This is a genomic window from Candidatus Hydrogenedentota bacterium, from assembly GCA_012730045.1.
In the GTDB taxonomy this organism is placed as follows: Bacteria; Hydrogenedentota; Hydrogenedentia; order Hydrogenedentales; family CAITNO01; genus JAAYBR01.
In genome coordinates this window covers 1-19,761 of sequence record JAAYBR010000128.1, presented here as the reverse complement: position 1 = coordinate 19,761, position 19,761 = coordinate 1, and the positions used below count along the sequence as shown (strand labels likewise).

Genomic DNA, 19,761 nt, shown 5'->3' with positions numbered 1-19,761 from the left:
GGACAGGAGGAATACGAACGGCAGTACCAGGAGCGGTTGCTCAAAAATCTCGCAAGACAAGCCACAAGAATGGGTTGCCAGCTCATTGTGGAAAACTCCGGAGAAGTACTTTCTTAGCAGGAGGCCGCCCCGCGGCCGACGCGGCGATCTCTTGCCGGAATGCTTGCGGGCGGAGCAGCTTCTTGTCTACACTGGCCCGGGTGACTTTACCCGGGAGTCTTTTCCATGAAACGCCGAACCTTCCTGCAAACCGGACTCGGAGCCGCCGCCGTGGTGGCGGGCCTTCCCCGGAACGCCAACGCCAGCGAGGAGCGCACCATGAACATCGTCTTAGCCGCCGACCCCTTCGCCGTGGACCTCAAGGACGCCGTCAAGGAGCACCTGGAGAAGCGGGGCTTCACGGTGGCGGACGTGGGGGCCGTCAAGGGCAGGGACATGCCCTATTACGACGCCGCGCCCCTCGCCGCCAAACTGCTCCAGGAGGGAAAGGCGGAGCGGGCCGTCCTCTTCTGCGGCACCGGCGCGGGCATGTGCATCGTCGCCAACAAGTTCAAGGGCGTGAGCGCGGTCTGCGTGGAGTCGGTCTTCTCCGCGAAGATGGCCCGCGCCATCAACGACGCCAACGTCATCACCCTGGGGGCCATGATCGTGGCCCCGTGGATGGCGAAGGAGATGGTGGACGTCTGGCTGGACACGAAGCACACCCAGGGGCTGGAGGAGTTGGCCGGCTTCCTCAAGGACGCCTGCGCGCGCGTGAACGCCCTCGACACGGGAAAATAACCCATGCCGGAAAACCCCGACCGCCCGTGGCGGACGCCCTTTCCCGTTCACTGCTGGGCGCTGGGCCTCTTCGCCGCCGCCACCCTCGCGGTGGTCGCGGTCTTCCTCGCCTACGGGGACGTCAACGTGTGGGAGGGCTGGCGCGAGAGCAACGAGCTCCGCAAGCAGGCCTACGGCGAGCGGCTGTACGTGGAAAGCGTCTACCGCACCCGCGCCAACACCTGGTCCAACCTGGCCTATGTGCTGGTCGGGCTCTACGCCGTCGTCCTCGGCGTGAATGACCTGCGCCGGAAGGACCGGGCAGGGGAGGGGCACCTGCGGCGGCGGCCCGCCCTGGGCATCCTCTACGGCGTCGCCTGCTGCTATCTGGGCTTCGGCAGCGGCCTCTTCCACGCCTCCCTGACCCACTGGGGACAGCAGCTCGACGTGGCCGCCATGTACTCCCCCGTCGTCGTGCTCATCGCCCTGCACCTGGACCGCTTCCTGCCCGCGTGGCCGCTCTGGGTCGCCGCCGCCGTTGTCGCCTGCGCCCTGCTCTACGTGTACAAGTGGTCCATGTCCTCGGGAACGGTGCTGCCCGCGCTGATCCTCACGGTCACCGTGCTGGCCGTAGCGGACCGTCTTCTCCACATGGGGGGGGCCATGCAGTTCCGGTGGATGGCCGCCGCGGCGGTCTGCCTCGTGCTGGCGTACCTGTTCCGGCAGCTTGACATAGACCGCCGCTTCACGGGGCCGGACACCTGGCTGCAGGGCCATGTCCTGTGGCATTTTCTGACCGCCGCCGCGCTGGCGGCGGTCTATCTGTACCACCGTTCAGAGCGTGTCTGAATACGGCCAACCCGATGCCACGACCTGCCAAAGCCCTCAAGCGTCCGCCCCACCCGTCACCCCCGCGAACGCGGGGGTCCATGCCTTCGGCGCGTGGCGCAGCCTGCTGACACAACATGGATTCCCGCGTGCGCGGGAATGACGGCTGGGCGGCGGATTCCGGTCATGCCTCCGAAGAAGGCTCCCCGGACACGTCCTCCGGCTCCAGGGGGGAGCGGCGGCAGAACACCAGCCCCGCGCAGTACACCAGCAGCAGGTAGTAGAAGTTCAGCTCACGGAACTCGGACAGGTTGCTGCTGATGGCGCCCGGCTCGCGGCCCGTCGCCAGCGCCGCCGCGTGGTCCCCGGCCTGGCCCGCGTGGAACGCCTCCATCAGGTCGCGCAGGGTGCCCACCTGGGACTCCTCCCAGCTGCCGAGGGCGTGGGTGAGCGACCGCAGGAGCACAATGGCGATCACCGTCAGGATGGCGTACCTGTCCGGCGCGGCGTACTGGAGCCACTTGTTGCGGAACCGCATCGCCAGCAGCGGCAGCAGCACAAACACCCCGCCGATCAGCAGGTCGCCCGCCTTCTTGAACGCCTTGTTCACCCCGGGCTGGTTGTGGATGTTGACCGGCTGCGACTCGAGATCAATCTTCGCAACCAGTTCGGGCGGCCATTCGCGCATGGGCTGGAACCAGTGGAACTCGTTCCCGTCGAAGAAATACGCCCGCACATGGGTGCCGTAGTCAATCTCCTCCGCGAGAACGAACAGGGCGCACGCGGCGAGCCCCGCCCAGGCCACGCGCTCCAGGGCGTGCTTCTTGCGCAGCGCCCCGGCGCAGGCCACGCCCGCGAGCGCCAGCAGCACCAGGTTCTGCAGGCCCTCCAGCAGCCCGAACTCCCGCCACGCGTCGGGCGACAGCGGCGGCAGTTTCGGGCAGACCAGCCGCTGAAGCACAATGTTCCCGGAGAAGTACAGGACCGTCAGGGCCAGACTCACCGCCGCCGGAACAACCAGATAAACGAGCACCTTCCGCTTGTCCATTCGCCTCTCCCAATGTGCGCGCCCGCCGGGGCGTCCTCAGTCCTTGATCACCAGCTTGTCCTTCTCCGGCAGGGCGGGGAAGGGGGCGTGCGGCTCCGTCTGGTACCAGTAAGCCACCGACGCCTGGTCGTCCTGCAGGGGCAGGTAGCGCCCCTCGCTCTGCCAGCCGAGGGACTGGATGGTCACGCGCAGGTCGCTCTTGAAGCGGATGGGGTCCGTGATGTGCCAGCGGTACTGGCCGAAACGCCGCTGCTCGCCCTTGTACGGAATGTGGTGAAACCCCGTGTACGGACTGCTGAAGCTGTCATACACGTCCACGCCGTTCTCCTTGCGGTCGTTATAGCCGTAGGAGCCGCAGAAGTAGTCCTCCTCACCCGTGCCGCAGATCGTCGGGAAGTCCGTGTCGCCGTCCATATAGAACTTGATCTCGCCCTCGCCCCACCAGCCTTCACTGTTGGCGCCGTGGGCCAGATAGGTGCCGACATACATCCCCGCCCCCTTGACGCCGTCGAGGATGGTGTAGACGTCCTTGTACGGCAGGGGGTTCACCCGGCGGAACTGGGCGTGGAAGTACGCCGCGTTCCCGGGCACCGCCTCCAGGGAATAGTCCATCTGGTAGTAGATCGTCGCCCGCTTCTCGGCCAGGTTCTCCATCGTCACCTTGCACGACTTGCGGAAGGGCATCTGCCAGTAGGAATTCAGGCCGCTGCGCGGGTTCACGCACATGGCCAGCGACGTCACCCGCGGCTCGTTGCCCATGCCCCAGCCCGCCGTGAAGAAGTCGCCCGCGGGCACCTCCACCGACGGCTGCTCCTCGCCGTCCCAGTAGAAGCGCAGGATCATGAGCCGGTAGTCGCCCACCGGCGTCATCCAGATGTGGTTGATCACGCCCGACCCCTGAATCTCGCCGAGCGTGAAGGTCTGGCCCGGCTCGATGTGGACGTAGGGGTTCACCTTCCAGCCCTGGCCCAATTCCCGCGCCGCCTTCTTCGCCGTCCCCTCCTCCAGCGTGGCCATGCCGCCCTTGCCCTTCTCTCCCGTGAAGTTCTCCGGGCTGATGGACCGCGTTTCCGCGTCCTTCAGCACATACAGGCCGTCCAGGCCGCCGACGCCCTGCGCCATCGCGCCGGGGGCGGACAGGGCCAGCAGGGGAAGCAGAAAAGAAAGGTTTCTCGCGCTCATGTTCCAGACTCCCGAGGTTGCGGACGGGCCGTGCGTGCCCGTGCCATGCGGGATAAGGTACCTGTTTGGCCCGCAGAGTTCAAGAGAAACGGCGTCCAGATGTTCGCCGGATAACAAATGGTTGCGAAGGCGTTCCGACAAGGGATGGCTTCGCTTCACTCGCCATGACGCGCGTTTCCACGTCATGGCGAAGAAGCGGAGCGCCTGAAGCCATCTCGTTCTCGCCAGGGTTTCGGCTCTAACCACGTCTTATGAGTCAATCAGCCCCCCCCCCGGGACTTGCCTCCCGCTGCGGGAATGGAACATACTTGAAACGCGGCCCGCCCGTGGACGGCACGGCGGCCGCCAACCCAAGGAGTCCGCACCATGTCGAAGCACGAATCCCTGAAACTCACCCGCCGCGAAACCCTCGCCGCCCTCGGCGCATTCGCTCTCACCGCCCGCTTTGGCGCGGCGCAGGCGCCCGCCCCGGCGCACAACATCGCCCTCCAGCTCTACACCATGCGCGACCCCGCGAAAAAGGACCTTCCCGGCACGCTCAAGCGGTGCCGCGAGATGGGCTGGGAGTATGTGCAGTGGAGCGGCATGCCGGACCTGAAGGCGGAGGAGATCCGCGCCGCCCTCGACGCCGCCGGACTGAAGGCCATGTCCGCCCACATCGGCATCGAGGCCTTCGAGACGGACTTCGCCGCCCAGGTCGCCTTCTGGAAAACCGTGGGCAACAAGGACGTGGCCCCCGGCGGCATGATGGGCGACTGCCGCGACTCCCTCGACGCGTGGAAGAAGGGCGCCGCCCGCCTGAACGCCGTCGGCGAAAAGCTGCGCGCCGAGGGCATGCGCCTCTCGTACCACAACCACGACCAGGAGTTTCAGAAGTTCGAGGGCGACGACCGCACCAAGATGGACATCCTCTACGGCGAGACGGACCCCAAAAACCTCTGCGCCGAGATTGACACCGCCTGGGTGCAGGTCGCGGGCGTCAACCCCGCCGAGTATGTCCGCAAGATGAAGGGCCGCTGCCCGGTCATCCACGTCAAGGACATCGCCGAGAAGAAACGCCTGCGCGGCGTGCAGTTCTGCGCCGTCGGCAAGGGCACCATGAAGTGGGACGAAATCTTCGCCGCCACCCGCGAGGCCGGCGTCGAGTGGTATGTCTACGAGCAGGACAACACGGCGGGCGACATTTTTGAGGACGCGGCGGCCACCTTCGCGTTCATGAAGGAAAAACTGCTCGCCTGACCGCGGGCGGAACGGAACAGGAGGGGACGGCGTGCGGACGTGTTTCTCGGAGGAATACGGCGGCATTCGGGGGAAGTGTGCCCGGGTCCATGAGACCGGCGCGCCCCCCGAGGCCGCCCTCCAGCGCTTCTGGGCGGAGGGCGCCCTCGTGGGTGAGGCGCTCCAGACCCTTGAAAAACACCGCGTCCGCGTCATCGCCCCCGGCTGGGCCAACAAGACCGAGGGGCCGGACTTCCTCGGCGCGCAGGTGGAGTTCAACGGCGTCCTCCACGGCGGTGATGTGGAGATTCACCAGGCCCCGGGAGGCTGGCGCGGCCATGGGCACCACCGCGACCCACGTTACCGCGACGTCATCCTCCATGTGGTCTGGGACGCGGGGCGCCCCCCCGCGCGGCCCCCGGCCACCCCGGAGGGGCGCACCCTGGCCACCCTCTCGCTGACCGCGCCCCCGGCGGCCGAACTCTTCCACCGCTGGGAGCAGGCCCGCGAGGCGGAGGCCCTCCCGGAGCCGTCGGCCTGCGGACGCTGCGCGCGGGAGCTGTCCCGGGAGCAGCGGGACGCCGTAACCGCCTTCCTCGACCTCGCGGGGGAGTGGCGCATCCTGGAGAAGGCCCGCGGCATGCGGGAGCGCGCCGCCACGGCGGGGCTGGAGCAGGCGCTGTATGAGGCCCTGCTGCGGGCCTGCGGCTACGCCCGCTACGCGGCGTCGTTCCACCTGCTGGCCCGGTCGCTGCCCTACGACCGCCTCCGCCAGCTCGCCCTGCTGGAGCCTTTCCTGCCCGAGGCCGCCCTGTTCCACCATGCGGGGCTCCTCCCCGAAACCCTGCCGGACGGGGCGGACGACACCGCCGCCGCGCACCACCGGCGGCTGGCGGCCCTGCGCGGGGAACACCTGCGTGAACTCCGCAACTTGGCGCTCGAATGGCCCCGCGTCGGCGTGCGCCCCGCGAACACCCCCGAGCGCCGGCTCGCGGGCGCCGCCCGCCTCGTGGCGCGCACCGCCAAACGCGGGCTCCTGGCCGCCCTGGAGGACCTGTGGCGGGGGGAGGAGTCCCCCCTCGCGCGGCGCCGAACCTTCGAGGCGCTCTTTTCCCCGGCCCTCGGCTTCTGGACCACCCACTGCGCGTGGCACGGAAAATCCCTCGCCCGGAGCGCGGCGCTTCTCGGTGCCGGACGCGTCCGGTCCGTCATCGGCAACGTCTTCCTGCCCCTCGCCGTGGCCAAGGCCCGCGACACCCGCGACCGAGCCCTGGAGGAGCGCGCCCTGGCCTTCTGCCGCGCCCTCCCCGCCGAACCGGACAACCAGGTCTTCCGCCGCATGACCGCGTGGATTTTCCCTGAAGACGCCCCGCACCTGAACTTCCTCCGCCAGCAGGGGCTCCTCCAGATGTACCGCGACTGGTGCGAGGCCAACCCCTCCTGCCGCAACTGCTCCCTCCACGCCTATTTCACACAAAAGGAGTCCTTAAAGTGAGCGGGGAGAAGTCCGGAAAGGCCCAGTTCTCATCGCTTGGACTCAAGCTCGTTGCCGCCGCCGCCCTCGCGGGGATACTCCTGCTTCTTTTCCCGGCAGGCTTCTTCCTCTTCACGGGCGGGATTCAGGGGATATTGGGTGCGCGGGACGCGCTTATTCCCGTGTCCTGCGCCGGGATGCTGTGCGTCCCCCTGCTCCTGAGTCTGCGCGCCCTAAGACGGGGCGCGCTGTCCGAGACGGACGGCGACCGGCTTGTCATGTTTATCTGGCCCCTCACCGTGCTCGCCGTTGTTGTCGCCACCATGACCGTTATCATCGGCGGTCTCCTCGTCGCGGGAATCTTCCTGTAACCCTCCGCCCATCGGGCAGACCGCAAGACAAGGCCGGCGGGATGCGGCGCTACGGGCAGCCGCTTTCCTGTTTTCGCATGGTCCACTCCGTCCACCAAGTCCACAACGTCCACTTGCCCCCCCCCGTCCATTTGACATTTCCCGGCGAAAAGGGCTTGAATGCACCCCAGCCCGCGCGCGGTGCGCGGCCATGAGAGGGGTCCGCCGGTGAAGAAGAAGCGCAAAGGCGGTTCATGGTTTGGGAACCTGCGCGGCCGTCTGGCGCGGGAGCGCCGCAGCCTGTTGTTTGTCCTGCCGGCCGTGCTGGCCGCGCTGGTGGCCGGGTGGTGGCTCTTCCTGCGCGGCCCGGGCGCGGCGGTGGCCCACCGGGAATACCTCCAGGCGGACACGCCGGTGATTGCCGTGGTGAACCCGCCGAAGGTGCAGGCCTACGTCTCCAGTCTGGCCCACACCGCCACCCGCTTCATCCCCGGCATTCCCAAACTCTCGTCCATGCAGGCCCGCGCCTTCTCCTTCGACTGGATCCACAAAATGCCCCTGGAGATGGCCTTTCTCTTCGACCAGCGGGCTTCGGACGCCTACGCCGTGACCCTGCTCTTCCGTGAGAATCCCACCAGCGAGTCGCTGGAGGGGCTGGTGGACGCGGGGTTCTTTTACAGCCTCCGGCCTGTCCAGTTCCCCGGATCGCGGCTGGCCCGGAAGGGGGGGGGCGTCCTCCTGTCCGAAGGCACCCTGCCCGTGCCGCCCTTCGCGAAGGAGCTGGCGCAGAAACGCTACCCCGGCTACATCCCCGTGGACGCGCCGGCGGTTTCCGGGAACCATTTCATCGAAATCGCCATAAACAACCGCAACGGGGCCCTGGTCGAGTTGCAGGGCGCGTTTCCCGAACTGATTGCCCCCTGGGCGGGGTCAAGAACGCGCCAGACGCTGCTGGACCTGGCACCGGAGGTGGAGGAGGGGGGCTTCACCGCCGACCTCGCCGGCGACGACCGGCTGGAATGCCGGGTGGAGGCCGGTTGCGCCTCCGCCGCCGGGGCGGAGGCCGTGGCGGCGGCCCTCGGCACGACGGCGGATGAAGTGGCCTTCTGGCTGAACGAGGCCCATGGATTCAGCCTGTCGGGCAGTGTGGAGCGAAACGGCCTCTCCGTCCGGGGGGCCTGGCAGTTGACAGGATTCGAACCGAAACTGCGGCGCGCGCTGGGCGGGTAACCCGGCGCGGGTTGCGGCGGCCCCCCCCAAACCGATAGCATTACCGATCACATCCCGGGTGACCCCGGAAACTGGAGAGCTTCCCGTGAAAAAAGGCTGCCTGATCGTTGTCCTGATCTGCGTACTGCTTGCCCTCGCTGCGGGCGGGGCCGCCGTCCTGGCGGCCAAACAGGCGGGGTTCTTCGCCGCGCCGCAAATTTCGCACACCACACTGGTGACCCCGAAGAACCGGCTCTCCGTCATTTTGAACCCCGCATCCGCGGTGGATGCCCTGCTTCCCGTGCTCCCGGCGGACTTTTCCGCCGGACCGGTCACGGTGGACCCGAGAAAGTGGGTGGCGAGTTTCCTGCCCTATGAGGTCGCCCTGCTGGCCACCCCCAATCTGACCACGGGCAAGATCGAGGCCACTGTCTTCGTCAATGAGAAGCGCGGCGGACCCATGCTCGTCAATATGTCCAGGCAGAACCCCCTGCCTGAGGTTCCCGGCGTCACCTTCGCCCCGGAAGGCTTGGAACTTCCCACACGTGGCAATCTTCAGCTCCGCGCCACCATGCCCATCCCGGAGAGCGTCGAGGCCGTCATCGCCGAGAACTGGAAGCAGACCACCTCCACCGAGCCCCTGCTCCCCGAGGGCACGCATCATCTGGAACTGATCCTGGACAACCGCAACGGCGACCTGCTCACCTTCGCCTCCGCCCTGGTCAACGCCAACGGCGGCAACTGGGACGAGCTTTTCGCCGAGAACAGCCAGCAGTTCATGCCCTTCCTGCCGGGAACGCACGATGTGCGCATCGGCCTCTCCCTGGTGGACCTTGACAGCGCCAAAGGCCAGCTCCGCATTGACGCCACCGCCGAGAGCGGGGGGGGGCTGGCCTTTGTCCTCGGCATGGGATGGGCCTTCGCCATTGGCGAGGCCAAGACGCGGTACGGTCTGGAAATCACGGGCGAGCCGAAGTGGGTGGAGGAGAAGGAGGCCATCATCGCCGACTTCGAGATCAAGGGTCTGGAGCCGCACCTGCGAAAACTGACCGAGAATCGCTAGGAAGACCGCCTCAGACCGGGCGACGCCCCTCCAGGGCGCGGGTGAGCGTGGCGTCGTCGGCGTACTCCACGCCGCCGCCCACGGGCACGCCGTGGGCGATGCGCGACACTTCGACCCCCATCGCCGCGATCTGCCGCGACAGGTAGAGCGCCGTGGCCTCCCCCTCCGCCGTGGTGTTCGTCGCCAGAATCACCTCCCGGACCCCGCCGTCCTCCAGCCGCCGCAGCAGCGCCCCCACCTTCAATTCCTCCGGACCGACATTGTCCAGGGGGTTCAGCACCCCGTGCAGGACATGGTACAGCCCCCGGTAGACGCCGCCCTTCTCAATGGCCAGGGCCGCCGGGGGGTGCTCCACCACGCAGATGACGCTCCGGTCGCGCCGGTCGCCGGCGCACACCACGCAGGGGTCCTGCTCCGTAAGGTTGCGGCAGACGGAACACTCCGTCACAGCGGCCCGCGCCCGCGCCACGGCCTCGGAAAGCTCCCCGGCCACCGCCGGGGGCGCGGCCATCAGCTGCATCGCGTAGCGCTCCGCCGTCCGCCGGCCCACGCCGGGCAGCCGCCGGAACGCCTCCACCAGCCGGTCCATTGCGGGGGAGTTAATCAGCATCGGAATGCCCCACCTTCCCGACATCCCTGATGGCCGCCTCCCGTCTGTCCATCCACTCCTTCAGCGCCGCCTCGCGCGTAAACACGTCCAGCCGGTCGGGAAACACGATCCCGTCCAGATGGTCGCATTCATGCTGGAAAATCCGCGCCAGAAAGCCCTCCGCCTCCAGTTCCAACGGGTTGCCGTCCAAATCCTGGGCCTTTACCCGCACCCGCGTGGCGCGGGGCACGCTCGCCCAAAGCTGCGGCAGGCTGAGGCAGCCCTCCTCGCCAAACTCCCGGCCCTCCATCTCCACGATTTCGGGGTTCACGAGGCAGTTCGGCTCGCCTTCGGGCTCGCAATAGACCAGAAATCGCTTCGACACCCCCACCTGCGGCGCCGCCAGCCCCACGCCGTCAAACTCGAACATGGTCTCCACCATGTCCTCCGCGAACTTCTGCAGCGCCGGGCCGAAATCCGTGATCGGCTGGGCCTTTTTCTTCAGGGGATGGTCCGGATAATAGACCACTTTAAGCAACGACATGCTGAAACCTCCGCGAATAGAATAGCACAGCCGGGCACCGTCCGCCCATTGCAGTAAAGAACACCCCCGCCCCGGACCCCCTATTCCCGCTCCTCGGGGGACACCCTTGACGGAAGATGGTTGTAGGTGCAGTAGCGGAAGACGCAGCGCGCGCAGAGATTCGGGAAATCCGGCGGGGGACAGTACGGATCGGTCACATACCGCCGCAGATACCGCATCTTTTCGCTGTTCCACAGCTTCCGAAAAGGGGTCTCCACGAGGTTGCCAATATGGGCGTCCCGCGTAAAAACCTGGCAGCAGGGGAGCACGTCGCCGTTGGCATGGACAACCAGGGTGTTCCACAACTGGCAGCATTCCGTGGGAATACGGCCCGCCGCGTCCGCTGATGCCAGCGGCACGGGCTTGTCCCCATATTTCTCCTTCACCGTGTCGGCGGCCCATTCCCGCCGGGCCTCGTCGCTGGGAAAGCCCATGGTCTCCTGAAGCTGAAACTCCACGCCAAGTTCCCCGGCAAGGCTTCGGGCCGCCTCCACCTCCCCCTGGTTGAAGCGGTTCAGGAGCATCTTGTAAGCGATCTTCGGGGAGGACCAGCCCAGCCGGTCCCGGGTCTCCCGCAGCCGCCGCAGGTTCCCCAGCACCCGCTCCAGATTCCCCCCCACCCGGTACTTCTCATAGGATGCCTGCGTCGCCCCGTCCACGGACGCGGCAAGGTGCGTGAGCCCGCTGCGCACCAGCGCCTCCAGGTAGGCCCCATCGTAGTCCCGCGCGCTGAAATTCGTGTGCAGCACCGTGCGTATCCCGCGCCGCGAGAACCAGCGAATGAAATGCGCAATGTCCGGATTCAGCAGCGGCTCGCCCCAGTTGAACAGGCTCGCCTCGCACAGGCTGCCCGCCGGCAAATGGCGGACGATCCGGTCGAAGGTTCCCCGCGTCAGCAGGTTCCGGTCCAGCTGAAATCGTCCCTCTCCCGTCCAACAGCGGGGACAATGCAGATTACACGCAGTCCCTGTCTCCAGAATCAGATAAGCGGGCTGGGACTGGACAAAGGATAGACCGTCGGCCATTTCCTCCTCCGACCGCCGCAGGTTCCGGGTGGCGGCATAATGGCGAAAAAAGGCGCTCATCCGCGCAAACCGTTCCGGACGCGACGCCAGCCGCCGCATTCTGCCCGCCCAATAGGCTGTCCGCATTTTCTGTTCCCCGGCTGAGTAGAGAAGAGGCCTGTCCCCCCCCCGTTCAACACCGCGCCATCGTATCGCGGCCATGCGGCAGACCGCAACCTATCCGCCAAAGGGCGTGTGATACAATGCGCCCGTGGAAACGAAAGCGCTTCTATTGCAGGCCTATGCACCCATCGCCGCGCCCCTGGAAGAGGTTCGCGGGGTGGTGAACGGTGTCTGGCGGGACGCCCTGCGCCTCGTGCTCCCGGTGAGGGGGAACCTCCCCGGCGCAGGGGGGAAAGGGCTGCGTCCCGCGCTCACGCTGATGGCGGCGGGCGCGGTGGGGGAGGGGGACCCCTCCCGTTTCGCCCGCATGGCCGCCGCCTATGAACTCCTGCACATGGCCTCCCTGGCCCATGACGACGTTGTGGACCACGCGTATCTCCGGCGGGGAAACGCCTCGTTGAACGCGCTCTGGGACAACCATGCCGCGGTGCTGGGGGGGGACTACCTCGTCGCGCGCGCCGTGGAAGCCCTCGGCGAATACGAATCCTGCGAGATTGTCACCCGCGCCGTCCGCACGGTCCGCGCCATGGCGGAATGCGAACTGGCCTTCTTCGGCGTTCCGGCGGGCTCGGCAACCGAGGAAGACTGCCTGCGCCTGGCGGAGGGCAAGACCGCCAGCCTCTTCGCGGCCGCCTGCGAGGCCCCCGCGCTCCTGGCGGGAAAGGACGCGGAGGCGGACCGCCTCCGGCGCTACGGGATGGCCTTCGGGGTGGCGTTTCAGCTCATGGACGACCTCCTCGACCTGACCCAGTCCCCCGAGGAAACGGGCAAGCCCGCCTGCGGCGACATCGCCGAGGGGAAGGCCACCGTGCCGCTAATCCGCCTCCGGAAGGCCTTGCATCCGGACGACCGGAACCGGCTTGCAGCCCTGTCAGGAAAGGCGTTGGGGAAAGAGAACATCGTCTGGGTCCAGACGCGCCTGTCGGAAACCGGCGTCGCCGCAGAAGTGGCCGCGCTGGTGGCCGAACACGCGGACACCGCCCGCGCGCTGGCGCGGGAATTCCCCGAGTCCCCCTTCCGGGATGCCCTCGCAGCACTGACCACGGTGCTTGCGCTTAGAAAGAACTAGCCGAACGGTTTGAATAAAGGCGAGGAATCCCTCGTCTATTCAACGGCAAAGGATTTGCCAGAACGTATGGCCAGCAAACCTTCATCGCAGTGCAATCCCCCGGAAACGGGTGATCCGGACGATGCGCTTCTGGTCGCCCAGGCGGTGAAGGGCAGCGCCGACGCATTTGAATATTTGGTAAAGCGTTACAGGAATCAGGTTTACGCCATGTGTTATCACATCACGCGAAACCGCGAGGAGGCGTGGGATCTGGCCCAGGAGGTCTTCGTGAAGGCCCACCGGGCCCTCGGCACGTTCCGGGGGGAAAGCGGCTTCAAGCCGTGGCTCCTCCGCATCGCGGCGAACCACGCCAAGGACTTCCTGAAACGCAGAAGGCTCGAAACAGTGGCCTTCGATGATGCGCGGGCGGCCGACGCCCCTGCGGGCACGGAAGCGCCCGACCGCGCGGTGGAACTGCGGGAACTGGGCGCGGCGATTAACCGCGCCCTGGACCAGTTGCCGGAAAAACACCGGACGGCGTTCATCCTGCGGGAATACGAGGGCCTGTCGTACCAGGAGATGGCCGAGGCCATGGAGTGCAGCCTGGGCACGGTGATGAGCCGGCTGTTTCACGCCCGGCGCAAACTTCAGGAGCTCCTGCACCGCGCAGGAGTCACCCGGGAGGGACTGACATGATCAACGAAAAACGACTGCTGGAGCTGGCGGACCTGTTTGACCGGGACGCCGTTCCCGGCGCGCTGGCCCCCGAAGAGGCCGCCTATATCGCGGACCTGCGGGCGCTGCATGACGCCGCCGCCGTATTCAACGAGGACACGCCCGTCATCAGCGACGCCCAGTTCCCCCATTTCATGGCGGGAATCCGCGAACAGATCGAAGCCCCGCGCCCCGCCCGGTTCCGGTTCTGGACCCTGGCCTCCCTCGCCACCGCCGCGCTGCTGCTGGTGGCCGCCCTGCTGGCCGTGTTCAACCGCGGCCCGGAAAAGGTCCAAGCGACGGAGGTGGAGTCCGCCACGACGGAAATCGACGGGGCCACTGTGGACTGGTATGACGGCAAAGAGGGGCTGACCACCGTGTGGGTGAAGAAGGGCGGGAGCGACCTGTGACGGCCCTGACCCTGCTGGCCGCCGTGATGCTGGCCGCCGCGGGCGGCCCGGAGGCGCTGTCCGACGGCACCGTGACCCTGGAAGTCTGGAGCCTCGTCGCGGCGCCCGGCCCTGCGGGTCCCAAGGAAATCCCCGCCGACCTCGCCCCGGTGCGCGACGCGGTGAAAGACCTCCCATACCGCACCTTTCGCCTCGTCAAGCACGGCACTGAGCAGCTTGGGCCGGGGAAAAGCGCCTCGTTTCAGGCCCACACCGACTATGCCGCCGTGCTCAGTCTGGAGTCGGTCCCCGCCGGAGACCCGCAGACGCGGGTCCGCGTGGTCATCGAGGGGCCGCCGAACGGCGACGCCCCGCCCCGGAAAGCGCTGGACACCGTGTTGCGTCTGGCAAAGGGGGCCACCGTGCGGCTGGGCGGCCTCCCGGCGGACGGGGGAGACCTGGTGGTGATCCTTCGGCGGACGGAGTAGGGGCTACTTCAGCGGGATGACCACGGAGCGGTCCTGCGGCTGGCCGGCCGTCAGTTCCCGGCCCGGCAGGAAGGAGCGCGCCGCAAAGGAGGGGTCGCTGAGGGGGGTGGTGACGGCCTCCATCCGGTCCTCAAACACCCGCACCACCCGGTATTCCGAGGGGTACTCAGGAAGGGAGCCCGTGGTGACCTGGGTGACCCGCCCCAGGGTCTCCGCAAAATGGACATGAACGTGTCCTGAAAACACCGCGCGGGCGCGCGGAAACCGGCCCATCAGCGCCAGCAGCCGGACACCGTTCACCAGCGCCCCGCCGTCGCGGAACCCCTCAAACCGCAGCCGGTCCGGCACGCGCACGGCCGGATAATGGACCGCCACGACATCCGCCCCCGCAAAAGGCCGGGAAAGCCGCCCCTCCAGCCAGACAAACTGCTCCTCGGGAATCCCCCAGTGCAGCCCCTTCAGGTCCTCGTCCATCTCTTCGGTGGACTTATCCTGGGGCACGGGGCGCAGCTCCCCGTCCAACCACTCCCACCAGGCGTCCAGGACATGAAACCGCAGATTCCGGTGCTCAAACCCATAAAAGGCGCGCCGTTCGGGAAGCCGGTGTTCGAAGGCCTCCAGAAACCATTCCCGCGACTCTGGCAGCACAAAATCGTGGTTGCCGCCCATGGGATAGTAGGGGATGCCGAGGGATTCCAGACTGTCGCGCGCGGCGAGCATGCCCTCACGGGTCTTCACGCTCACGATGTCGCCCGTCACCAGCAGGAACTCGGGCCGAAGCGCGCGGAGATCCTCCCCAAGACGGGCCATGAGGTCCGGCATCATGGTGCACAGAAAACGGCTGTTCCACACCCCGTCATGATGGCTGGAGAGATGGGCATCGGAAAGGTGGACAAAATGCCAGGGCGTTTCGGTGTTCATACTAAACACACATTACCAGATATTCTTGGCTAGTGCCAAATCGGCGGGCATTTATTGACACGGCTCCCCCCCGGTTGCTAAATTCTTGCTCATTTCCAACCCCCGGAACCCCGCACATGCTCATGCAGGATGCCCTGGCCGTAGTGACCCAAGGAGGACACCTCTCGCGCGGAGAGGCGGCCGAGGTCATGACTGCCATCATGTCGGGGAACGCCACCCACGCCCAAATGGGCGCCCTGCTGGCCGCCCTGCGCCTGCGCGGGGAGACGGTGGACGAGATCACGGGCATGGCCGAGACCATGCGGCGCTTCGCCGTGAAGGTGAGCCCGACCCGCCGCCCGCTGCTGGACACCTGCGGCACCGGGGGCGACCATTCCGGCACCTTCAACATCTCCACCACGGCGGCCTTTGTCGCCGCCGGGGCCGGGGTGGCCGTGGCCAAGCACGGGAACCGGAGCGCGTCGAGCCGCTGCGGCAGCGCGGACGTGCTGGAGGCCCTGGGCGTTGCCATTGACCTGCCCCCGGAGGCGGTGGCGGCCTGCATAGACGAGATCGGCGTGGGGTTCCTCTTCGCCCGCGCCCTCCACGGCGCCATGAAACACGTCGCGCCGGTCCGGCAGGAGCTGCGCGTCCGCACGGTGTTCAACCTCCTCGGCCCCCTGACCAACCCCGCCGAGGCCGACGCCCAGATGATGGGGGTTTTCGACCCCGTCCATGTGGAGCCCGTGGCCCATGTCATGCGGGGCCTCGGCGTGCGCCACGCCTTCGTGGTTTCCGGCCTGGACGGACTCGATGAAATCTCCCTGTCCGGCCCCAGCCGGGTCGCGGAGTTGAAACACGGGAAAGTGGTCGTCTTCGAGGTCTGCCCCGAGGACTTCGGGTTTGCACGGGTGGACCGCGCCTTCCTCCACGGCGGGGACCCCGCCGAGAACGCGGGCATCCTCCGCGCCATCCTCTCCGGAGAGCGGGGGCCGCGCCGGGACGCCGTGGTCCTGAACACCGCGCCCGGTCTGGTGGCGGCGGGCATCGCGGAGGACATCCCCCGGGGAATCCTCCTTGCGGCGGAGTCCCTCGACAGCGGGGCCGCCCTGGCCAAGCTGGAGGCCCTGATCCGCCTCACCAACGACGGGCGATGGCGTTAACCCGTTCCCGTGGTGTATGCTGGCTCCGCGCATTTTTCCAACCACTCCGAGGCAGGACCCGTCCATGATTCTTGACAAAATCGTCGCCCAAAAACGGCTGGAAGTCGCCGAAAGCAAGGCGCGGAAACCCCTTGACCTCCTCGCCGAGGAGATCGAGTCCGCCCCGCCGCCCCACAATTTCCGCGACGCCCTGCGCCGGGACGGCATCAGCCTCATCGCCGAGATCAAGCGGCGCTCGCCCAGCCGGGGGGACATCCTGCCCGGCGTGGACCCCGTGGAGCTGGCGGCCCTCTATGAGCAGTCGGGCGCGCGCGCCCTGTCCGTCCTCACGGACGGCCCCTTCTTTGGCGGCAGTCTGGAGGATCTCGCCAAGGTGCGGCGGAGCTCCGCGATCCCCTGTCTGCGCAAGGAGTTCATCATTGACCCCTACCAGCTCCACGAGGCCCGCGCGGCCGGGGCGGACGCCCTCCTGCTGATCGTGCGCATCCTGGACGACGCCCTGCTGCAGGACCTGATCGCCCAGACCCGCGCCCTCGGCATGGAGGCGCTGGTCGAGACGCACACGGAGGAGGAGATCGGCCGCGCGCTGGTGGCCGGCGCGCGGATTGTCGGCATCAACAACCGCAACCTGGACACCCTTGAGGTGGACGTGCAGACCACCATGCGCCTCAAACGGCTGGTGCCGGGCGGGTACACTCTCGTCAGCGAAAGCGGCATCCACCACCGCCGCGAGGTGAGAATGCTGGAGGACTGCGGCGTGGATGCCATCCTCGTGGGCGAGTCCCTGCTGACCAGCGGCGACATCCACCGCAAGGTGCGGGAGCTCCTTTGTGACGATCCGGATTAAGATCTGCGGCATCACGAGCCTGGACGACGCCCTCGCCGCCTGCGACGCGGGCGCCGACGCCGTGGGCTTTGTCCTCGCCCCGGAGGCGCGCCGCCGGAACCGGTATGTTCCCCCGGAGACCGCCGCTGAAATCGCCGCCGCGCTGCCGCCGTTCGTCACGACCGTCGCCGTGACGGTGAACGACACGGCGGAAGCTCTGGCGGAATACCTGAAGTTTGTCCATTTGGTGCAGCTCCACGGCGAGGAGCCGCCGGAACTGTGCGCCCTGTTCCCCGGCCGGGCCTACAAGGCCGTGCGTCCCGCGACCCCGGCGGACATGACGGCGGCCCTGGCCTATCCCGGCCCCGCGCTGCTCGTGGACGCGGCGTCCGCCGGGGGGCGCGGCGGCACGGGGGAGGTGGGCGACTGGTCGCTGGCGGCGCGGGCGGCGGGGGAGAGGCGGATCATTCTGGCCGGCGGACTCGCGCCGGAAAATGTGGCCGAAGCGGTGAAACAGGCGCGTCCATGGGCCGTGGACGTGTCCTCGGGGGTGGAATCGGCCCCTGGACGGAAAGACCATGACAAAATCAGACAGTTCATCCGGAACGCCCGGGGCGTATCCCTGGCCTGACGCGCGGGGCCGGTTTGGCCGCTTCGGCGGCCAGTACGTCCCCGAAACCCTCATGTTCGCCCTCGGCGAGCTGGAGGAGGCCTACCGCGCCGCCGCAGCCGACCCGGCCTTCGCGGCCGAGGCCGCCGTGTGGAACCGCGACTTCATCGGCCGGCCCACGCCGCTCTACCGGGCCGACCGGCTCACGGAGAAGTTCGGCGGCGCGCGCGTCTACCTGAAACGCGAGGACCTCGCCCACACGGGGGCCCACAAGATCAACAACGCCCTGGGCCAGTGCCTGCTGGCGAAGCGCATGGGCAAGACGCGCGTCATCGCCGAGACCGGCGCGGGCCAGCACGGCGTGGCCACGGCCACCGCCGCCGCGCGTCTGGGTCTGGAATGTGAAATCTACATGGGCACGGACGACATCGCCCGGCAGAAGCTGAACGTCTTCCGCATGCGCCTCCTCGGCGCGAAGGTCGTCGCCGTGGACTCCGGCTCGAAGACCCTGAAAGACGCCATCAACGAGGCCATGCGCGACTGGGTGACCAACGTGGAGCACACGCACTACGTCCTGGGCACGGTCCACGGCCCGCACCCCTTCCCCATGATCGTCCGCGACTTCCAGTCCGTCATCGGCCGCGAGGCCCGCGCCCAGATCCTCGAGCGCGAGGGGCGGCTGCCCGACCTGCTCATCGCCTGTGTCGGCGGCGGCTCGAACGCCATGGGCCTCTTCCACGCGTTCCTGCAGGACGCGGCGGTGAGGCTGGTGGGCGTGGAGGCGGGGGGCACGGCGCTCACCCCCGGCATGCACGCCGCGCGCTTCGCCGGCGGCTCCATCGGCATGCTCCAGGGCGCCCTCAGCTATGTCCTCCAGGACGAGAACGGCCAGATCGGCGCCACGCACAGCGTGTCCGCCGGGCTGGACTACGCCAGCGTCGGGCCAGAGCACGCGCACCTCTTCGAGACCGGGCGCGTGGAGTACACCCGCGCGGAGGACGATGCGGCTTTGGAGGCCTTCCAGTGGTGTTCCCGCCTCGAGGGCATCATCCCCGCGCTGGAGAGCGCCCACGCCCTCGCGGAACTCGCCCGCCGCGCCCCCGGCATGCCCGGAGACGCCCTGATCATCGTCAACCTGTCCGGCCGGGGCGACAAGGACGCGCAGCACGCGGCCTCGTTCATCCTGCCGGGGGAGAGCTTCTGACATGAACCGCATTGAACAGCGTTTCTCCGCCCTGCGCGGCGCGGGCACGCCCGCCTTTGTCCCCTTCATCACCTGCGGCGACCCGTCCCCCGCGGCGACGGAGGAGATTCTCCTCGCCCTGGAGCGCGCTGGGGCCGACGTCATCGAGCTGGGCGTGCCCTTCTCCGACCCCGTCGGCGACGGCGCGGTCATCCAGGAGGCCTACCTGCGCGCGCTGGCCCACGGCGTCTCCCTGCGCGGCGTGCTCGACCTCGTCCGGCGCGTCCGCACGCGCTCCCAGGTGCCCATCCTCCTGTTCTCCTACTACAACCCCATCCTCCATTACGGGATTGCGGACTTCGCCCGGGACGCCGCCGCCGCCGGCGCCGACGGGGTCCTCTGCGTGGACCTGCCCCCGGACGACTGCGACGAGTACAAGCAGTGCCTCGACGCGGCCGGACTCTGCACGGTCTTCCTCGTGGCCCCCACCACGCCCCCGGAACGCATGGCCTTCATCGGGGAGAAAAGCACCGGGTTCGTCTACTACGTGTCCCGCCTCGGCGTCACCGGCGAAAGCGCCTCCCTCGCCGACACCCTCGGCGAGGCCGTCGAGCGCGTCCGGCGGCACGTCGGCAAGCCCGTCGCCGTCGGCTTCGGCATCTCCACCCCCGAACAGGCCCGCACCGTCGCCCTGCACGGCGACGCCGTGGTGGTCGGCTCCGCCATTGTCCGCCTCATCAGCCAGACCGGCGACACCCCGGAGCTGGTCCCAAGGGTGGAGGCCTTCGCGGCGTCCCTCGTCCAGGCGGTCAAGACGGCGAGGTAGGGTCTAGCAGCCCGTGGCAAAAGGCTGAATTGAGCGGACCATGTTGAGGTGGTTCCATGCGGGCGTTTCTGGGCGTGTCGTGTGGCGGTGTTTCCTGCGGGGGGGCATACAGGACCAAATGGTC

Annotated in this window: 22 protein-coding genes; 16 read left to right on the top strand and 6 right to left on the bottom strand. The window is 67.9% G+C overall.

Annotated features, from left to right (window positions below):
- The first annotated feature begins 318 nt into the window (after positions 1–318).
- Together GXY15_14130 and GXY15_14125 are read left to right on the top strand one after the other, a co-directional pair.
- A complete protein-coding gene (locus tag GXY15_14130) occupies positions 319–780 on the top strand; it encodes an RpiB/LacA/LacB family sugar-phosphate isomerase (GenBank protein NLV42345.1) in 462 nt (153 codons plus the stop codon).
- 3 nt (positions 781–783) lie between these two features.
- A complete protein-coding gene (locus tag GXY15_14125) occupies positions 784–1,608 on the top strand; it encodes a hypothetical protein (GenBank protein ID NLV42344.1) in 825 nt (274 codons plus the stop codon).
- Between the two features lie 163 nt (positions 1,609–1,771).
- Here the strand turns inward: GXY15_14125 and GXY15_14120 are convergent, their stop codons facing one another.
- Both GXY15_14120 and GXY15_14115 read right to left on the bottom strand, forming a co-directional pair.
- A complete protein-coding gene (locus GXY15_14120) occupies positions 1,772–2,635 on the bottom strand; it encodes a hypothetical protein (GenBank protein NLV42343.1) in 864 nt (287 codons plus the stop codon).
- Positions 2,636–2,671: 36 nt separating this feature from the next.
- Positions 2,672–3,817 (bottom strand): DUF2961 domain-containing protein, encoded by a 1,146-nt coding sequence (locus tag GXY15_14115; GenBank protein NLV42342.1) that lies wholly within the window; start codon positions 3,815–3,817, stop codon positions 2,672–2,674.
- Between the two features lie 366 nt (positions 3,818–4,183).
- Here GXY15_14115 and GXY15_14110 point away from each other — a divergent pair, with 366 nt between their 5' ends.
- The 5 genes from GXY15_14110 (at position 4,184) to GXY15_14090 (ending at position 9,131) form a co-directional block, all read left to right on the top strand.
- Positions 4,184–5,056, top strand: a complete 873-nt coding sequence (locus tag GXY15_14110; protein ID NLV42341.1) for a sugar phosphate isomerase/epimerase — start codon at positions 4,184–4,186, stop codon at positions 5,054–5,056.
- Positions 5,057–5,087: 31 nt separating this feature from the next.
- Positions 5,088–6,530: a DUF2851 family protein gene (locus GXY15_14105; protein ID NLV42340.1), complete on the top strand. Its 1,443-nt coding sequence runs from the start codon at positions 5,088–5,090 to the stop codon at positions 6,528–6,530.
- Positions 6,527–6,880, top strand: a complete 354-nt coding sequence (locus tag GXY15_14100; GenBank protein NLV42339.1) for a hypothetical protein — start codon at positions 6,527–6,529, stop codon at positions 6,878–6,880. Before GXY15_14105 ends, GXY15_14100 begins: the two co-directional genes overlap by 4 nt.
- 159 nt (positions 6,881–7,039) lie before the next feature.
- A complete protein-coding gene (locus tag GXY15_14095) occupies positions 7,040–8,089 on the top strand; it encodes a hypothetical protein (GenBank protein NLV42338.1) in 1,050 nt (349 codons plus the stop codon).
- Positions 8,090–8,174: 85 nt separating this feature from the next.
- A complete protein-coding gene (locus GXY15_14090; protein NLV42337.1) occupies positions 8,175–9,131 on the top strand; it encodes a hypothetical protein in 957 nt (318 codons plus the stop codon).
- Positions 9,132–9,141: 10 nt separating this feature from the next.
- Here the strand turns inward: GXY15_14090 and recR are convergent, their stop codons facing one another.
- The 3 genes from recR to GXY15_14075 form a co-directional block, all read right to left on the bottom strand.
- Positions 9,142–9,741, bottom strand: a complete 600-nt coding sequence (recR, locus tag GXY15_14085) for a recombination protein RecR (GenBank protein NLV42336.1) — start codon at positions 9,739–9,741, stop codon at positions 9,142–9,144.
- Positions 9,731–10,264, bottom strand: a complete 534-nt coding sequence (def, locus tag GXY15_14080) for a peptide deformylase (protein NLV42335.1) — start codon at positions 10,262–10,264, stop codon at positions 9,731–9,733. The genes recR and def overlap by 11 nt, the downstream gene beginning before the upstream one ends.
- A gap of 80 nt (positions 10,265–10,344) precedes the next feature.
- Complete coding sequence (locus tag GXY15_14075) at positions 10,345–11,388, bottom strand: radical SAM protein (GenBank protein NLV42334.1); 1,044 nt, start codon at positions 11,386–11,388, stop codon at positions 10,345–10,347.
- A gap of 190 nt (positions 11,389–11,578) precedes the next feature.
- Between GXY15_14075 and GXY15_14070 the strand changes: the two genes are divergently transcribed.
- The 4 genes from GXY15_14070 (at position 11,579) to GXY15_14055 (ending at position 14,129) form a co-directional block, all read left to right on the top strand.
- Positions 11,579–12,559, top strand: a complete 981-nt coding sequence (locus GXY15_14070; protein ID NLV42333.1) for a polyprenyl synthetase family protein — start codon at positions 11,579–11,581, stop codon at positions 12,557–12,559.
- A 66-nt stretch (positions 12,560–12,625) separates the two neighbouring features.
- Positions 12,626–13,234 (top strand): sigma-70 family RNA polymerase sigma factor, encoded by a 609-nt coding sequence (locus GXY15_14065; GenBank protein NLV42332.1) that lies wholly within the window; start codon positions 12,626–12,628, stop codon positions 13,232–13,234.
- The gene (locus GXY15_14060; GenBank protein NLV42331.1) at positions 13,231–13,662 is read left to right on the top strand and encodes a hypothetical protein; all 432 of its coding nucleotides are present in this window, start codon (positions 13,231–13,233) and stop codon (positions 13,660–13,662) included. The genes GXY15_14065 and GXY15_14060 overlap by 4 nt, the downstream gene beginning before the upstream one ends.
- On the top strand, positions 13,659–14,129 hold the full coding sequence (locus GXY15_14055) for a hypothetical protein (protein NLV42330.1): 471 nt from the start codon (positions 13,659–13,661) through the stop codon (positions 14,127–14,129). The genes GXY15_14060 and GXY15_14055 overlap by 4 nt, the downstream gene beginning before the upstream one ends.
- 3 nt (positions 14,130–14,132) lie before the next feature.
- Here the strand turns inward: GXY15_14055 and GXY15_14050 are convergent, their stop codons facing one another.
- A complete protein-coding gene (locus tag GXY15_14050) occupies positions 14,133–15,050 on the bottom strand; it encodes a hypothetical protein (GenBank protein NLV42329.1) in 918 nt (305 codons plus the stop codon).
- A 122-nt stretch (positions 15,051–15,172) separates the two neighbouring features.
- On the opposite strand from GXY15_14050, the gene trpD reads away from it, so the two are divergent.
- From trpD to GXY15_14025, 5 genes are all read left to right on the top strand, one after another.
- On the top strand, positions 15,173–16,192 hold the full coding sequence (gene trpD / locus GXY15_14045; GenBank protein ID NLV42328.1) for an anthranilate phosphoribosyltransferase: 1,020 nt from the start codon (positions 15,173–15,175) through the stop codon (positions 16,190–16,192).
- Positions 16,193–16,256: 64 nt separating this feature from the next.
- Entirely contained in the window at positions 16,257–17,039 is a 783-nt protein-coding gene (gene trpC / locus GXY15_14040) for an indole-3-glycerol phosphate synthase TrpC (GenBank protein ID NLV42327.1), read from the top strand.
- Positions 17,029–17,649, top strand: coding sequence for a phosphoribosylanthranilate isomerase (locus GXY15_14035; protein ID NLV42326.1), 621 nt, complete (start codon positions 17,029–17,031; stop codon positions 17,647–17,649). The genes trpC and GXY15_14035 overlap by 11 nt, the downstream gene beginning before the upstream one ends.
- Positions 17,597–18,832, top strand: a complete 1,236-nt coding sequence (gene trpB, locus GXY15_14030; protein ID NLV42325.1) for a tryptophan synthase subunit beta — start codon at positions 17,597–17,599, stop codon at positions 18,830–18,832. Before GXY15_14035 ends, trpB begins: the two co-directional genes overlap by 53 nt.
- 1 nt (position 18,833) lies before the next feature.
- Entirely contained in the window at positions 18,834–19,637 is an 804-nt protein-coding gene (locus GXY15_14025; protein ID NLV42324.1) for a tryptophan synthase subunit alpha, read from the top strand.
- Positions 19,638–19,761: the final 124 nt, after the last annotated feature.

Coding starts and splice junctions, on each gene's coding strand:
- recR (NLV42336.1), bottom strand. CDS start 9,741: ATGCTGATTAACTCCCCCGCAATGGACCGGCTGGTGGAGGCGTTCCGG.
- GXY15_14110 (NLV42341.1), top strand. CDS start 4,184: ATGTCGAAGCACGAATCCCTGAAACTCACCCGCCGCGAAACCCTCGCC.
- GXY15_14075 (NLV42334.1), bottom strand. CDS start 11,388: ATGAGCGCCTTTTTTCGCCATTATGCCGCCACCCGGAACCTGCGGCGG.
- GXY15_14125 (NLV42344.1), top strand. CDS start 784: ATGCCGGAAAACCCCGACCGCCCGTGGCGGACGCCCTTTCCCGTTCAC.
- GXY15_14050 (NLV42329.1), bottom strand. CDS start 15,050: ATGAACACCGAAACGCCCTGGCATTTTGTCCACCTTTCCGATGCCCAT.
- trpD (NLV42328.1), top strand. CDS start 15,173: ATGCAGGATGCCCTGGCCGTAGTGACCCAAGGAGGACACCTCTCGCGC.
- GXY15_14120 (NLV42343.1), bottom strand. CDS start 2,635: ATGGACAAGCGGAAGGTGCTCGTTTATCTGGTTGTTCCGGCGGCGGTG.
- trpB (NLV42325.1), top strand. CDS start 17,597: ATGACAAAATCAGACAGTTCATCCGGAACGCCCGGGGCGTATCCCTGG.
- trpC (NLV42327.1), top strand. CDS start 16,257: ATGATTCTTGACAAAATCGTCGCCCAAAAACGGCTGGAAGTCGCCGAA.
- GXY15_14115 (NLV42342.1), bottom strand. CDS start 3,817: ATGAGCGCGAGAAACCTTTCTTTTCTGCTTCCCCTGCTGGCCCTGTCC.
- def (NLV42335.1), bottom strand. CDS start 10,264: ATGTCGTTGCTTAAAGTGGTCTATTATCCGGACCATCCCCTGAAGAAA.
- GXY15_14060 (NLV42331.1), top strand. CDS start 13,231: ATGATCAACGAAAAACGACTGCTGGAGCTGGCGGACCTGTTTGACCGG.
- GXY15_14095 (NLV42338.1), top strand. CDS start 7,040: ATGCACCCCAGCCCGCGCGCGGTGCGCGGCCATGAGAGGGGTCCGCCG.
- GXY15_14025 (NLV42324.1), top strand. CDS start 18,834: ATGAACCGCATTGAACAGCGTTTCTCCGCCCTGCGCGGCGCGGGCACG.
- GXY15_14130 (NLV42345.1), top strand. CDS start 319: ATGAACATCGTCTTAGCCGCCGACCCCTTCGCCGTGGACCTCAAGGAC.
- GXY15_14065 (NLV42332.1), top strand. CDS start 12,626: ATGGCCAGCAAACCTTCATCGCAGTGCAATCCCCCGGAAACGGGTGAT.